This window comes from Williamsia sp. Y853 (genome assembly GCF_056786495.1).
Window position 1 is genome coordinate 1,588,733 of record NZ_JBXCJC010000001.1, and the last position, 14,100, is coordinate 1,602,832.

The window sequence follows — 14,100 nt, forward strand, 5'->3', positions numbered from 1 at the left end:
GACGTGAACTATGGGTCAGCTACCGGTCGTAGGCGTGCGGCGATTGAGGAGCTCGACAACGTCTTCTTCCCGGAATCGGCGGTGTCCGCCGGGCGTGCGGATGGCGCCGAGTAGTCCCGAGCTGGCCCAACGGGCGACAGTCTTGGGGTTGACGTTGAACATCGCGGCCACCTGGCCCGGAGTCAGCGTGTGCTGGCTGGCGGCCTGGGGCGAGAGAATCGGGCTGGGATTGCTCAAGCCTGAGGTGTTCAAGCCGGGAGAGTTCAAGCCGGGCGTGGGGGCGGGTTGTCCGAGGTGGCCTGCAAACGTCATGGCTGCTCCTATCGAGTGGGCCGTCAACCGCTTGCCGCAGGTCCGAGTGGAACTTCGGCAGGGATTGTGTGCAGTTCTCCCGCGTGTCTCTGGAGGAGCCTACGACTCATGGTTACACCGAAATGCCCAGGTATTCGAATAGTTAGGTGTTGGTAAAGCGATTGCAAAGGCGGACGTTCCCGGCCTGCTGTGTGCGCAGTAAGGTCTAGGACGTGAGCACGAATGAGCCATCTGCAAACAAACGGCCTTCTGCGAAGAAGGACCGCACACCTCCTGTCGTGGAGCCGACGCCCGGTGCCGGGCGCCGATTGGCGATCGACCTGGTGCTCTTCACCGGTGCGCGGATCGCTCTGGTGATCGCGCTGGCAGGCGCGATCTACCTGATCGGTCAGGCAGCGGGGATCGACGTTCCGATACTGGTGGCCGCGTTCTTTGCGGTGATCATTGCCCTGCCATTGGGAATGCTGCTGTTCAAGGGCCTACGGGACCGCGTGAACGTCGGTATCGCGACGGTCGACGCCGGCCGCAAGGCGCAGCGCGAGAACCTGACGTCGCGCCTTCGTGGTGAAGACGGATCTGACAAGTAGCCATGGCGAACGCTGGGGACGGCGCGGGACCGGTGTGGACACGTGAGGTCGACAGGCGGGCCGATCGTGGGTGGGTCGACAACGCGATCCGGCTCATCGACGCCGATGCCACCCGTAGCGCGGACACGCACCTACTGAGATTTCCGCTGCCTGCCTGGTCGCGGTGGGACACGACTTCGGGTGCCGCCGGGATTTCGCTCTATCTGAAAGACGAGAGCACCCACATCACGGGTTCGCTCAAGCATCGTCTGGCGCGGTCGCTGTTCCTCTATGCACTCTGCAACGGCTGGATCACCGAGGGGACCACAGTCATCGAGGCCTCATCGGGTTCGACGGCGGTGTCCGAGGCCTACTTCGCGCAGTTGATCGGAGTCCCGTTCATCGCGGTGATGCCCGCGACGACGTCACCGGCCAAGATCGGGCTCATCGAGCGGCAGGGTGGACTGTGCCATTTCGTCGACCGGTCCGACGAGGTGTACGGCGCCGCGCAGCAGTTGGCCGATCAGACCGACGGTCATTTCATCGATCAGTTCACGATGGCCGAACGCGCCACGGACTGGCGTGGCAACAACAACATCGCCGAATCCATCTTCAGTCAGTTGTCACAAGAAGAATTCCCGGTACCGACATGGGTGGTCGTGGGTGCCGGAACCGGCGGAACCTCGGCCACAATCGGCCGCTTCATCCGATATCGGCGGCACCACACGTGGCTGTGTGTCGTCGACCCCGAGAACTCGGCGTTCTACCCGGCCTATCGCGACGGTGACGCGCAAGCTCCGGCCGGGCCCTTGCCCGGCTCACGCATCGAAGGGATCGGTCGTCCGCGGGTTGAGCCGTCGTTCGTTTCGCAGGTGATCGACCGCATGGTGTCGGTACCCGACGACGCGAGCATCGCCACCGCCAGGCGCGCCAGTGAGGTCCTGGGTTGGCGGGTGGGTGGATCGACCGGAACCAACCTCTGGGGTGCGCTGCGCCTGGTCGCCGAAATGCGAAGGGAAGGTACGCCGGGCAGCGTCGTCACTCTGCTGTGCGACGGCGGGGATCGGTATTCCGACACGTACTACAACGACGATTGGGTCGCCGGCGCCGGTCTGGATCTGACCCGTGCCGAAGCGACTCTGGAGAAGTTCTTCACGACGGGGGAGTGGATTGAGTGAGCAGAGCGCGGGATTGAGTGACGTCGTCCGGGAGACGGATGGAAGGCCGATCGTGGAAGCGATCGATCTGGTGCGGGAGTACCAGATGGGACAGGAGAAGGTCCGTGCACTCGACGGTCTCAACCTGACGCTGGAAGCACGTCAGTTCGTGTCCATCGTTGGGCCGTCCGGCGCAGGCAAGAGCACGCTGCTGCATGTCCTGGGGGCACTGGATGTCCCGGACTCCGGATCGATCATCGTCGATGGTCTCGATCTGGCGAAGTTGTCCGAGGAAGAGCAGTCCGAGTTCCGGCGTAAGCGGGTCGGATTCATTTTCCAGTTCTTCAATCTCATCCCGACGATGTCGGCATGGGAAAATGTCGCGTTGCCACGGCTGCTCGACGGAAAATCGCTGAGGTCGGCCAAGCCGGAGGCCATCGCATTGCTGGACCGGGTCGGGCTCGGCGAACGTGCGAAGCACCGCCCGTCCGAGCTGTCCGGCGGACAGATGCAGCGCGTGGCGATTGCGCGGTCGCTGATCATGAGCCCGCGGATCGTCCTCGCCGATGAACCGACCGGAAACCTCGATTCGCAGACGGGCGAATCGATCCTGGAGTTGCTCTCCGAGGTTGCGCGCGAAGGTGACGGCCGACTGGTGGTGATGGTGACCCACGACAACAAGGCGGCTGCGCACGCCGATCGGACGATCACCGTGCGGGACGGGAAGATTCAGGAGTGAAGCCGTTGGCACTGTTCGGGTCGGTTCGTGCAGGCCTGACGCGGATACGGCTTGTCAATCTTCGTGAACTACTCGGCCATCGCCTGCGGGTGACCACCTCGTTGCTGGTGGTGGTGGTCGCCTCAGCACTGCTGGTGGCCGTGTTCGGAACCTACGGGTCGTTGACGTCGTCTGTGCAAAAGCTCGGTGCGACCATTTCGGGGTCCGCTGATCTCGAGATCGCAGGCATCGTCGACTCGGGTGTCGACGACGAGCTGATGGGTGAAATCCGCCGCGATGTCCCGGCTGCGAAAAGTGTTGTCCCGCTGATCAACAGCTCAATTTTTGTGGATGGCAAACGCACCACCGTACTCGGCAGCGACAACAACATCGCCTCCATCCAGGGCGGCCTGCGAGATGCCGTGGCCTCGGCCACCGAGGGTGCTGATGTCACCGCCCTGATGTCGGGGATCAGTGTCGGCAAGGCGACCGGATTCCAGAAGGGCCAACAGGTTTCGATCAACGGTGTCGACACCACCGTGACCATGGTGATCGACGCGCCTGCGGCCGGTTCGATCAACAACGGACAGTTCATCTTTGCGTACCTGGGTCTGGCCCAGAAGCTGACCGGCCACGACGGCCGCGTCGACTCGATTCTGGTCACCAAGGAATCTGACGCCACCACCGGTCAGCTGCGTGAGCAGTTGAACGCGGTCGTCGACGGTCGGGCCGTGGTCGTCAACCCCGATTTCCGGGCCAAACAAGCCGAGACCGCCAGTGCGGTGACCCGGGATTCGACGTTGCTGGTGTCGTTGATCTCGCTGGTCATCGCCGGCTTCCTGGTGTTCAACACGATGAACATGGCGGTGGCGTCGAGGCGTTCGTCGATCGCGATGATCCGGGCGCTCGGTGGCCGACGTGGACCACTTGTTGCCGACCTGATCGGTGAAGCCGCGCTGTTCGGCCTGGTCGGTGGCCTGATCGGTGTTCCGGTCGGAATCCTGGCCGGGCGCTGGGCAATCGGGCAGCTGCCGGATGTGTTGTCGTCGTATGGCGCGACAGTCGAGTTCGGTCTGCCGGCCTATGCGGCGCCCGTTGCGGTCATCGCGTGTGTCCTGGCGTGCGCCGGTGCGAGCGTGCTGGCGGCGAGGTCTGTGTTCACAGTCTCGCCCATCGAGGCGATGTCCGGGGGAGTGGTTGCCGACCAGAAGGCCGGCACCGGGCTCGCGGCGAAAGTCAGTGCGGTACTGGGTGTTGTGCTGATCGTGGTCGGTTGGATCATGGCCCTCGAGATCCAGAGTCAGGCGGTGGCCATCGCCGGCATCGTCTTCTGCGTGGGCATGCTGCTTGTCTGTTATGCGATCACCAAACCGCTGGTCGCGGCGGTGACCTGGCTTGCCGGGCGCTTCGGCGGGCCCGGGAAACTGAGCGCGGTCAACACCGATCGGGCGCCGCGGCGGGCGTGGGCGACGCTGATGACCGTGGCCGTGGCGATCACGGTCGGGCTGTGTACGTCCGGCGTGATGAACAACCTGGTGGCATCGATCACGGATTCGCTGGATGGATTGGGTGACACCGACTTCTACGTGTCGTCGCAGGAGAAGTCGACCATCCCGGACGGTCCGATCCTCGATCCGGCGGTGGCAGACGCGGTGCGGCAGGTCCCCGGGGTCGAGCAGGTGGTCGGTGGCCAGTGGGCGTCGGTCAACGTCGGTGAATCCAGAGTCATGTTGCAGGGATTGACTCCTGGAACCACCGCGCCCTTTATTCGCAAGGGTACGCCGGAGGTCATCGACGAGGTCCTGGCCGGTCGGGGCATGATCATGTCGCGCACACTGGCCCGCAACCTGGACGTCACCACCGGTGACACCGTTGAAATCGCTTCTCCCACGGGCTATCACTCGCTACCGGTGCTGCAACTCGTCGACTACGTGAGCATCAACTCCGGAACCGCCGCGATCTCCTTTGACCTGCTGGCGGAGTGGTTCAACCGCCCCGGCGACACCTATCTGCAGGTGACGCTGAAACCGGGGGTCGACACCGAACAGATGCGACCGCTGCTGGAAGCCGCTGCCACGCAGGCGTCCACCATGCCTGTCAACGTCTACACCGGGCAAGAGGGTCTCGACGCCACCAAGGCGTCCGTCGAACAGTCGGGTGCCTTTGCCATCGCCATCCAGTGGATTGTTGCGGTGGTCGCGGCAGTCGCCTTGCTGAATACGTTGCTGCTGTCGGTGATCGAGCGCAAACGCGAGATCGGTGTGCTGCGGGCGATGGGTGCGTCGCGGCGATTTGTCCGCAAGATGGTTCTCGCTGAGGCCGCGGCCGTTGCAGCGGTCGGGTCGTTGCTCGGTGTGGTGATGGGCACCGGACTCCACATCGTGGGCAACAAGATCCTGACGCAGACCACATCTGTGCAGGTGCAGTACTCGCCGCAGCTGGTGATCGCCAGTTATGTGGTGATCGCCTTTGTTCTCTGCTTCGCGGGATCCTTCTTCCCTGCGGCTCGCGCAGGCCGGATGAACATCAGCGAGTCACTCCTCACCGAATAGCCCACCCCCGATGATGTGCCCTTTTGGCGGAGCCCACCTGGGCTTTTGTTCGCCAAAAGGGCACATCATCGGGTTCCGGGCTGTGGATAACTCGGTGCTGAGGCGCGTAATCAGTCGGTCGGGGTGTGTTCGGTGTCGGTATGGGGGAATTGCCAACTGGCCCGATGCGGGCCGAAGACCTACTCGCGGTGATGTCGCGGTATCAGCTGCGGGAGAACTATCGGGTCCTGTTTCGGGGCGTCTGGGTTCGATGTGACCAGATTGTCGACTTCGCGATGCTGAGTTTCGCTGCGGGGTTGGCCTATCCCGGTGGTGACAAGGATCTGCCGGGCATTCTGTGCGGGTGGTCGGCAGCCGATATCTGGGGGAATGCGTATCGGCCCGAAGGCGCACAGCCTGAGCTCATCGTGCCGATCAACGGTCGGCAGTTCCGTGGCCTCAAGGTGCGTCGCCTGCAGATCGATGAGAACGAATTCACCGAGATCGATGGAACGTTGGTGACCACGCTGGCTCGGACGGCAATTGACCTGGGGCGATTCAATTCCCGCGATGAAGCCGTGGCCGCTCTGGACTCATTGGCGCGTCGGCATCCGGGGCTCCTCGAGGACGTCCGATTGGCATTGAGGCGATGGGAACGTCACTGGGGGATCGGTAAGGCGATCACCGCGTTCAAGCTGGTCGATCCGCTATCGGAGTCGCCGTGGGAAACCCGCCTGAGACTTGTTTTCATTGACGAGGGTTTCCACGGGTTCGTTCTGCAACACCCGGTCATGGATGGTCGGTACCGCCTCGATGCCGCCTGGCCGCATCTACTGGTTGCCGTCGAATACGACGGCGAACACCACCGGAACGCAGAGCAGCACGCCCGTGACCTCGAACGGTGGAATCGCCTGCGTGCTGCGGGATGGACCGTCATCACCGTCACCGCTTCGAACATCAGAAGCGGCCGGGACGAGTTCATAGTCCAGCTTCGTCGGGAGCTGACCCTGCGTGGCTGGACCCCCAAACCCCAATGATGTGTCCCTTTGGCGGTGCTCACCTGGTGTTTTGTTCGCCAAAAGGGCACATCATCGGGGTGCCGGGGAGGCGGTGTCAATAAATGTTGACAGTTTCTGGCTGTCAGGGTAACTTGACAATCGTGCAAGACAACAAAGATGACATCACCACAGCAGTTGCAGATCGTGATCCGGCCAAAGGGCTGGCAGCGGTCAGGGCACTGCGAACGTTGGCCGATCGCCTCGAGGACGTACAGGTCGCCAATGCCCGGCAACAAGGCTGGAGCTGGCAGGCAATTGCCGACGTTCTGCAGGTGAGCCGTCAAGCCGTGCACCAAAAGCATTCACGCGGCGAATAGCCGCCGCATTCCATATCAGGAAGCGAGACAATATGTTTCACCAGTTCACTCGCGAAAACAGGATGACCCTGGGTTTCGCATATCAAGAGGCCGCCGACCTCGGGCATCCCACACTCGGCAACGATCACCTCATCCTCGGCATGCTCTGCAACGCCCGGAGTTCGGTGTTCAACATCCTCGGTGAGCAGGGTTTGACCCTGGCTCAGGCCCGTGAAGTGGTGCGTGAGTACCACGAGGCCAACAAGTCCGACGCGGATACAGAACGCGTTGATGAAGACCGGGACGCCCTCGCGGCCATCGGGATCGATCTCGACAAGGTTCGCGCAGCGGTCAAATCCGCATTCGGCGACGACATCACCGACAACTGGGGCAAACGTCGTGGTGGCCGTGAAGGTGGTCGTCGGGGCGGCCCGGATGGAGGACCACACGAACGTGGCGGTCCACGCGAACGCGGCGGTCCACATGGCCGCGGGGGACCTCACGGACCGCACGGTCGTTTTCGCGGAGGGCCCTGGGAGCGTCCCGAAGGCGACGACACACCTCCTTGGGTCCGCGAAGAAGGCGAACGCGGACCGTGGGAAGGCGGTCGTGGCCGACGTGGACCGCGTGGCGGCATGCGCCGTCCCCGGTTCTCACTCGATGCCAAAGCGGCAATCACCCACGCGGGCATCATCGCCCGTGACGCCGACCGTGAGTTGATCGCGGAAGACGTGCTTCTCGGCATCCTGGCCACCGGTGACGCGGCCTCGAAGGCAGTCATCGAATCGGTGACAACGCCGGAAGCCCTGCGTGAGGCCGTCCTGCAGGCCACCAGCTAACCGAAGATGTGCCCTTTTGGCGGTCCCGACCTGGGAGTTTGTTCGCCAGAAGGGCACATCATCGGGGTGCGGTCAGGCGACGAGCAAGCCGACCGTGGTGCCGATCGACCACAGAAGCATTGCCAGGCCGGTCAGTCCGAGCGCGGGAATCAACGCCGGGCCACCGGCGCCGGCGCGTACCGGTGCGTTGGCCTTGTAGGCCAGCGGGGCCGCGATCAGGCCGAGCAATGCCCATGGGGTCGCCGCGATCAATGCGAGGGTGACGATCGTCGGAATGGCCACGAGTGCCGTATGCAGCATCCGAGTTCGTTTGTCTCCCAGACGAACAGCGAGCGTGACCTTGCCCGATTCGGTGTCGGTGGGGATGTCGCGGAGGTTGTTGGCCACCAGGACCCCGCTGGAGTAGCAACCCACCGCGACCGCAGCCAGCACACCCACCCAGTCGATTTTCTCGGCCTGGACAAACTGCGTGCCGAGGACGGCCACAAGTCCGAAGAACACAAAAACAGAAACCTCACCGAAGCCGCTGTACCCGTATGGGTTTCGGCCGCCGGTGTAGTACCAGGCCGCGACGATGCAAGCCAGGCCCACCAGGATCAGCCACCAGGCGCTCGACAATGCGAGTACCAATCCGGCGATCCCGGCCACCGCCAGGGCAGTCATCGCCGCGGTCTTCACCGACTTCGGGCTCGCCGCCTTGGAGCCGACAAGGCGCATGGGACCGACCCGTACGTCGTCGGTGCCACGGATGCCGTCGGAGTAGTCGTTGGCGAAGTTGACGCCGATGATCAGGGCCAACGACACCACCAGCGCCAGCGCCGCCTTCCACCACACGACGTCGCCGGCCCAACCGGCCGCACCCGTTCCGGCGATCACCGGGGCGATCGCGTTCGGATAGGTACGGGGCCGAGATCCTTCGAACCATTGCGCTGCGGAAGCCATGTGAGCATCCTTCCGTACTGATCGATACGCGCTGCCCGGCCCCCGCACTATGCTCCACCCAGCGACGTGCAACATCCACGCGACAGTCGAGCTCCGGTCCGCGCTAGGCTGTAACGAATACTGTTGACCTGCAGTTATGCATCGAGTCCGTCCACGATTTGCGAGGAAAACGTGCCACCTTCCGCAGTAGCGCCGATCGTCGGACTGCTCGGACCGGTTTCGATCGCGGACGAGAACGGGCGGATGCGACCGGTCCCCGGGATCCGGGCACGTCGTCTGCTGGCCGTCCTGGCCCTGACGCCGGGCAGTCAACGGTCGCAGTCGGCGCTCATCGACGGTGTCTGGGGCGACGACCTTCCGCGGTCGCCGCAATCCGCGCTGCACACGCAGATCTCCCGGCTGCGGCCACTGCTGCCCGAGGGGGCCATCGAAGCGGGCCCGGCCGGATACCGACTGACCTTGGCACCCGAGGCCGTCGATGTTTTTGCGGTCGCGTCCCTGCTCGCCGACGGTTCTGCCGACGCGCTGCGCGAGGCCGCCGGTCTCTGGCGCGGGGAACCCGGTGATGATCTCGGCGACGACGACCTGGCCCGATCCGTTCGTCAGAGCGCCGATCGCGTTCGTGCCGAACTTGATGAACGCCGGTCGCAGAAGGCGTTGGCCGACGGAGATCTTGAGCTTGCCCGGGCATTGGCGCAGGCGAGATGCGACGACGATCCGCTCGACGAGTCGGCGCATGCAACCCTGATCCGCGCGCTGTCGGGTATGGGCCGCAGCGCAGAGGCGTTGGCGGTATTCGCACGTCTGCGCCGCACGTTGTCGAGCGAACTCGGTGCCGACCCTGGCCCGGAGATCGTTGCGCTGCACGAACAACTGTTGCGGCCGCCGCTCGCAGCCGCGCCTCCGCGAGAGGCAGGCCGGGCGATGTCGATTGGTTTGTCCACTGAACCCAATGAGCTGCTCGGTCGTACCGAAGACATCGGTCACATCCTTTCGCTGCTCCGACAGTCCAGAGTTGTGACGATCCAGGGGCCCGGCGGGGCCGGAAAGACGCGTATTGCCAACCGCATCGGACATCTGGTTGCCGATGACGGTGTTCGTGTCTTCTTTGTCGAGTTGGCCTCGGTGCGCGGAGCCGACGACGTGCTTGCCGCGGTGGCCGCAACCCTTGGTGTCGGTGAATCGGACGTCGGTCCCGCGGGTCGCCCACGCCTGGCGTACTCCGACCTGCAGACCCGTCTGTCCGACGCCCTGACGTCGGAGAGCCTGGTCATCTTTGACAACTGTGAGCATGTGGTGGACGCCTGTGCGCAGATGGCGACCGAACTCATCGGAATGTCGGAGAAGGTACGGATTCTGACGACGAGCCGGTCGCCGCTGCGGGTCAGCGCCGAGGTGACCCATCAGCTTCCGTCTCTGTCCATCGACGAGAATGGCTCGGCTGCAACCGATCTGTTCATCGCCCGAGCGCGCGCGATCCGACCGGATGTCGCCATCGACGCCGCCGTCGTCGCCGAACTGTGCCGGGCCCTCGACGGGCTGCCGCTGGCGATCGAACTGGCTGCAGCGCGGGTCCGCACGATGAGTGTCGCCGAGATCTCGCAGCGGCTGTCCCACCGATTCGCGTTGCTGCGCACGGGAGACCGCTCATCACCCGTCCGTCACCGGACCCTGCACGCAGTCATCGAATGGAGCTGGGAACTTCTTGACGAACCCGCCCGAATCGCATTGAGAAGGCTGTGTCGTTTCCCCGGTGGTTTCTCGCGCTCCGCGGCTGCCGAGGTCGTGGGAGTCACCGATGTCGAACTCGACGACAACCTCGATGCGCTTGTCGACCAGTCCCTTCTTCAGGTGATCGAAAAAGGCACTGTACGTTACCGCATGCTCGAGACCGTTCGCGAGTTCGGTGAAGAACAGCTCCTCGCCACGAGGGAAGGGTCGCAGGTCAATTCGTCGATCGCGCGGTGGGCCCGGACGTTTGCCGACGAAGCGCGAGAGCCCTTCGAGAACGGTGAGCAGCCTGCGGTGTTGTCGGCCACGTCCGCAGAGTTGGACAATCTGGTCTGGGTACTGCGCCGCTGCATGGAGCCTGATCTGACTGCCCGCCCAGTGGATTGGGAACAGACCATCGTCGTGTGCTTTCCGCTCGTCGCAGGGTTCTGGGCGATCCGTGGACTGCACGGCGAGGTGATGGCCTGGGGGCCCAGAGTGGTGGAGACGTTGCCGTACCTCGATGATGCTGCCATCGACGCGCTTTCGGAGTCCGAGCGCGAACGCCGCCAGGCCACGTACCTGATTGCGGGAGGTCACCTGCTGATCGCCCGGCAACATCGTCTCGTGGCGATCTCCCGCTGGCAGTTGCGCAGACTCTTCCGTGCCGACCTCGTAGACCATCGACAGTTGGATTTTGTTTCATCGATCATGTTGGCGCATAACATGGTCGGCGCGCTCCGGCGGATCGTTTCAGGTGCCGGATGTGCCGATTCACGGGTGCGGATGATCGCGACCTTGGTTGTCGCCAACGCGCGAGAGAACCAGGCCGACCGTAGCGGCGCGTTGGTGGCAGCGAGAGCCAATCTCGCGATTGCGGAGTCTCACAATGACCTCTGGGTTGCTTCGGCAGCGTTGATGGCGATCGGGAGTCTGCATGGCCAGACGGCTCAGTACGAGATGGCGGTCGAAAGCTATCGTGGTGCGATCGGGATGCTCGAGGTGCTCGGCTCGGAACAGGATGTCCGGCAGGCGCGGGGTTTTGTCGTGGCTGCACTCATCGGGCTTGGTCGTATCGAGGAGGCGCGCAAGGAGTTCTCGGTCTTTGCCGAAGGATGGCTGCCCGCGGACCCCGACCCACACGCCCATCCCGAGATCGCCGCAGCGATCCTGGTGGGTGCGGCCGAACTGGAGTGCCATGACGAGAACACAGACGATGCCGCCGACCTGTTCGAGCGTTCGGTGCGACTGCTGCTGTCCGAGCATCCGCTGCCGGCGCAAGATCCCTTTGTCGGCATGGTGATCAGCGCTGGTGTCTGCGGGATGACGTTGGCCGGACGGGCCGCGACCGCCGAACGGTATCTGGTCAACCTGGCGGCGATTGCGGCTGCCATGTTCCGGCCGGGTGGGTTCGGGGACATGCCGCAACTGGGTTCGATCGCAATGGCTTTCGGGGCGTCGATCTGCGGCCGCCATCCGGGATCAACGACCGGTGCCCGGTTGATGTTGCTTGCAGAGCGCGTCGGTTGCCGGTTGGACTATGTGACATTGGTGGCTGTGCGGGATCGCCGGCAGGCATTGGCCGGTGTGACGGACGAACGGTGGCAGGAACTGCGCGCGGAGATCGCCAGGATGTCCCGCAGGCAAGCGGTGCGGGACATCCTGGCGAATATAGAAAAGTATTCGGTCACAATCTGATTCAGGCGTTGCGCATGTACGACTTCACGGTGAGCGGCGCCATGATCGCGATAATGATTGCGGCCCCGACGAGTGACCAGAGCACGTGGATGCCGACATGGCCGTTGTTGGTCAACTCGCGAACTGCCGTGACCAGATGTGAGATCGGGTTGACCTTGACGAAGGCCTGCATCCAGCCGGGCATGGTGTCGGGCTGGACAAAGGCATTGGACATGAATGTCAGCGGGAAGAGAATGAGCATCGAAATACCCTGTACTGCAGATGCTTTCTTCATGACGGTGCCCATGAAAGCGAAGATCCACGACACCGCGAAGCTGCAGGTGATGACAAGCAGCGTCGCCCCGATGACGCCGAGTGCGTCGGGTCGCCAGCCCATTGCGATGCCGACCACGAAGGTGATCACCGTAGCGATCAGATACCGGACGACGTCGGCGAGCAGCGCACCCGCCAACGGACTGATCCGGGCGATGGGTAAGGAACGGAAGCGATCGAAGACGCCCTTGTCCATGTCTTCGCGGAGTTGGGTACCGGTGACGATGCTGGTGACGATCACCGTCTGAACGAGGATGCCGGGGATGATGATCGGCAGGTAGTCGGCGATGCTCCCGGCCAGCGCTCCGCCGAAGATGTACGTGAACATCAGGGTGAAGATGATCGGTTGCAGCACGACGTCGAACAGTTGCTCGGGGTTGTGGCGGATCTTGAGTAGCCCGCGGTAGCCCATGGTGAACGACTGGGCGATGGTGTCGCGGAGCCCGATGGTTGTGACCGGCCGCGGTGCGTGTTCGGTTGTGGTTGCCGGTTTTTCGATGAGTGTTGTCATGCTGCGTTCTCCTGCGAGGTGGTATCGGAATCGGCGGGTTTGCCGGTGATGGTGAGGAAGACCTCGTCGAGGCTGGGCTTCTGGACGTTCATGCCCTCGACGACGATGCCCTGCTCACGCAATGCGATGAGGATGTCGGGCAACAGATCCGGGCGTACCAGTGGCGCGGTGATCCGCCCGGCCTCCGGGCTGAGCGTGGCCTGTTCGGAAAGGATCCGCTCGATGATCGCCATCGCGGCGGGCGCCATGGATTTGTCGGCGGGCGTGAGCTGCAAGGTGGTCGAGCCGATGGAGTTCTTCAGGTCATCGGCGGTTCCGTCGGCGATGACCCGTCCGTGATCGATGACGGCGATGCGATCGGCGAGTTGGTCTGCCTCGTCGAGGTATTGGGTTGTCAGCAGCACGGTGCTGCCGCCGGACACCAGTCGCCGGATGGTGTCCCACATCTGGGCTCGGGTCCGCGGATCGAGACCCGTTGTCGGCTCGTCGAGGAACAGCAGTGGCGGAGTTGCGATCAGGCTGGCGGCGAGATCGAGCCGCCGTCGCATACCACCGGAGAACTCCTTGAGCGGGCGCTTCGCGGCGTCGGTGAGTCCGAACTCCTCGAGAAGTTCGGTTGATCTGATCCGCGAGTCACGGCGGGACTTTCCCAACAGGCGACTGAAGACGATGAGGTTCTCGGTAGCCGACAGGTCTTCGTCGACCGATGCGTACTGGCCGGTGACACCGACCAGCGACCGCACCGCAACCGAATCATCGACGACGTCGTATCCGAAGATCTTGGCCTGGCCGGCGTCAGGTCGCAGGAGTGTGGCGAGCATGCGGACGGCGGTGGTCTTGCCCGCCCCATTGGGGCCGAGGACGCCGTAGACCGTTCCGGTGGGAACCACCAGGTCGACGCCATCGACGGCTTTGGTGGAACCGAAGTGTTTGACCAGTCCGCGGGCCTCGATGGCCGGCGCACCGGAGTGCAGTGGTGTGTTCATGGAACACACAGTGCGCCGGCGTCCTGTCGTCGCACTGACAGCGGCTGTCGTCAGCTGTCACCTCGTCCACCCGAAGTGGGCGGAGAGTCGGCCGGCTCTCAACTCAGTTGGGCGAGTGCGCGTTTCTCATAGCTCGTGGAGTTGGACGTGTCCGTCCTGTAGGGCGCGCGCGATGAGAGCTGCCTTGGTGGTGGCCGGACGTCCGATGGCCGCATACTTCAGCCGGATCCGGTTGATGTGGGTGCTCACAGTCGCTGATGTGATGAACAGGGTCGTGGCGACTTCGGATTTGGTGTCCCGCATGGCCCATTCACGAAGAATTTGGATCTCGCGAGCTGTGAGTATGGGCGCGGGTAGGGGCTCAGAAGTGTTCAATGGCAGCGACATGTTCGGTTCGGGGTACTCCTCGGATACCGGACGGGGCTACCCGGCGGATAACCCTAACCAGGGCAGTGGTGGAGCCG

General features: G+C 63.7%; 13 protein-coding genes. 8 read left to right on the plus strand and 5 right to left on the minus strand.

Features of this window, described 5'->3' with window-relative positions:
• Positions 1-15 precede the first annotated feature (15 nt).
• A complete protein-coding gene (locus AC1TPF_RS07540; RefSeq protein ID WP_482137259.1) occupies positions 16-237 on the minus strand; it encodes a BldC family transcriptional regulator in 222 nt (73 codons plus the stop codon).
• Positions 238-524: 287 nt separating this feature from the next.
• On the opposite strand from AC1TPF_RS07540, the gene AC1TPF_RS07545 reads away from it, so the two are divergent.
• The 7 genes from AC1TPF_RS07545 (at position 525) to AC1TPF_RS07575 (ending at position 7,477) form a co-directional block, all read left to right on the plus strand.
• A complete protein-coding gene (locus tag AC1TPF_RS07545) occupies positions 525-899 on the plus strand; it encodes a DUF4229 domain-containing protein (RefSeq protein ID WP_482135739.1) in 375 nt (124 codons plus the stop codon).
• A 2-nt stretch (positions 900-901) separates the two neighbouring features.
• Positions 902-2,056 carry an L-cysteine desulfhydrase Cds1 gene (gene cds1 / locus AC1TPF_RS07550; RefSeq protein ID WP_482135738.1) on the plus strand — a complete coding sequence of 385 codons (1,155 nt, stop codon included), beginning with the start codon at positions 902-904 and terminating at the stop codon, positions 2,054-2,056.
• 85 nt (positions 2,057-2,141) lie between these two features.
• A complete protein-coding gene (locus AC1TPF_RS07555) occupies positions 2,142-2,774 on the plus strand; it encodes an ABC transporter ATP-binding protein (RefSeq protein WP_482137258.1) in 633 nt (210 codons plus the stop codon).
• Positions 2,771-5,305: an FtsX-like permease family protein gene (locus AC1TPF_RS07560; RefSeq protein ID WP_482143309.1), complete on the plus strand. Its 2,535-nt coding sequence runs from the start codon at positions 2,771-2,773 to the stop codon at positions 5,303-5,305. Before AC1TPF_RS07555 ends, AC1TPF_RS07560 begins: the two co-directional genes overlap by 4 nt.
• 140 nt (positions 5,306-5,445) lie before the next feature.
• Positions 5,446-6,321, plus strand: coding sequence for a DUF559 domain-containing protein (locus tag AC1TPF_RS07565; RefSeq protein WP_482143310.1), 876 nt, complete (start codon positions 5,446-5,448; stop codon positions 6,319-6,321).
• 83 nt (positions 6,322-6,404) lie between these two features.
• Positions 6,405-6,659, plus strand: a complete 255-nt coding sequence (locus tag AC1TPF_RS07570) for a helix-turn-helix domain-containing protein (protein ID WP_482143312.1) — start codon at positions 6,405-6,407, stop codon at positions 6,657-6,659.
• Positions 6,660-6,721: 62 nt separating this feature from the next.
• On the plus strand, positions 6,722-7,477 hold the full coding sequence (locus tag AC1TPF_RS07575) for a Clp protease N-terminal domain-containing protein (protein WP_482143314.1): 756 nt from the start codon (positions 6,722-6,724) through the stop codon (positions 7,475-7,477).
• Positions 7,478-7,549: 72 nt separating this feature from the next.
• Here AC1TPF_RS07575 and AC1TPF_RS07580 read toward each other — a convergent pair whose 3' ends face one another.
• Entirely contained in the window at positions 7,550-8,419 is an 870-nt protein-coding gene (locus tag AC1TPF_RS07580; RefSeq protein WP_482143316.1) for a 1,4-dihydroxy-2-naphthoate polyprenyltransferase, read from the minus strand.
• A gap of 171 nt (positions 8,420-8,590) precedes the next feature.
• On the opposite strand from AC1TPF_RS07580, the gene AC1TPF_RS07585 reads away from it, so the two are divergent.
• Complete coding sequence (locus AC1TPF_RS07585) at positions 8,591-11,827, plus strand: AfsR/SARP family transcriptional regulator (protein WP_482143317.1); 3,237 nt, start codon at positions 8,591-8,593, stop codon at positions 11,825-11,827.
• A 1-nt stretch (position 11,828) separates the two neighbouring features.
• On the opposite strand, the gene AC1TPF_RS07590 is transcribed toward AC1TPF_RS07585, so the two are convergent.
• The 3 genes from AC1TPF_RS07590 to AC1TPF_RS07600 all read right to left on the minus strand — a co-directional run bounded on the left by AC1TPF_RS07590 (position 11,829) and on the right by AC1TPF_RS07600 (position 14,023).
• Complete coding sequence (locus tag AC1TPF_RS07590) at positions 11,829-12,650, minus strand: ABC transporter permease (protein ID WP_482143319.1); 822 nt, start codon at positions 12,648-12,650, stop codon at positions 11,829-11,831.
• Positions 12,647-13,636 carry an ATP-binding cassette domain-containing protein gene (locus AC1TPF_RS07595; protein ID WP_482143320.1) on the minus strand — a complete coding sequence of 330 codons (990 nt, stop codon included), beginning with the start codon at positions 13,634-13,636 and terminating at the stop codon, positions 12,647-12,649. Before AC1TPF_RS07595 ends, AC1TPF_RS07590 begins: the two co-directional genes overlap by 4 nt.
• Positions 13,637-13,762: 126 nt before the next feature.
• A complete protein-coding gene (locus tag AC1TPF_RS07600; RefSeq protein ID WP_482135729.1) occupies positions 13,763-14,023 on the minus strand; it encodes a LuxR C-terminal-related transcriptional regulator in 261 nt (86 codons plus the stop codon).
• Between the last annotated feature and the right edge of the window lie 77 nt (positions 14,024-14,100).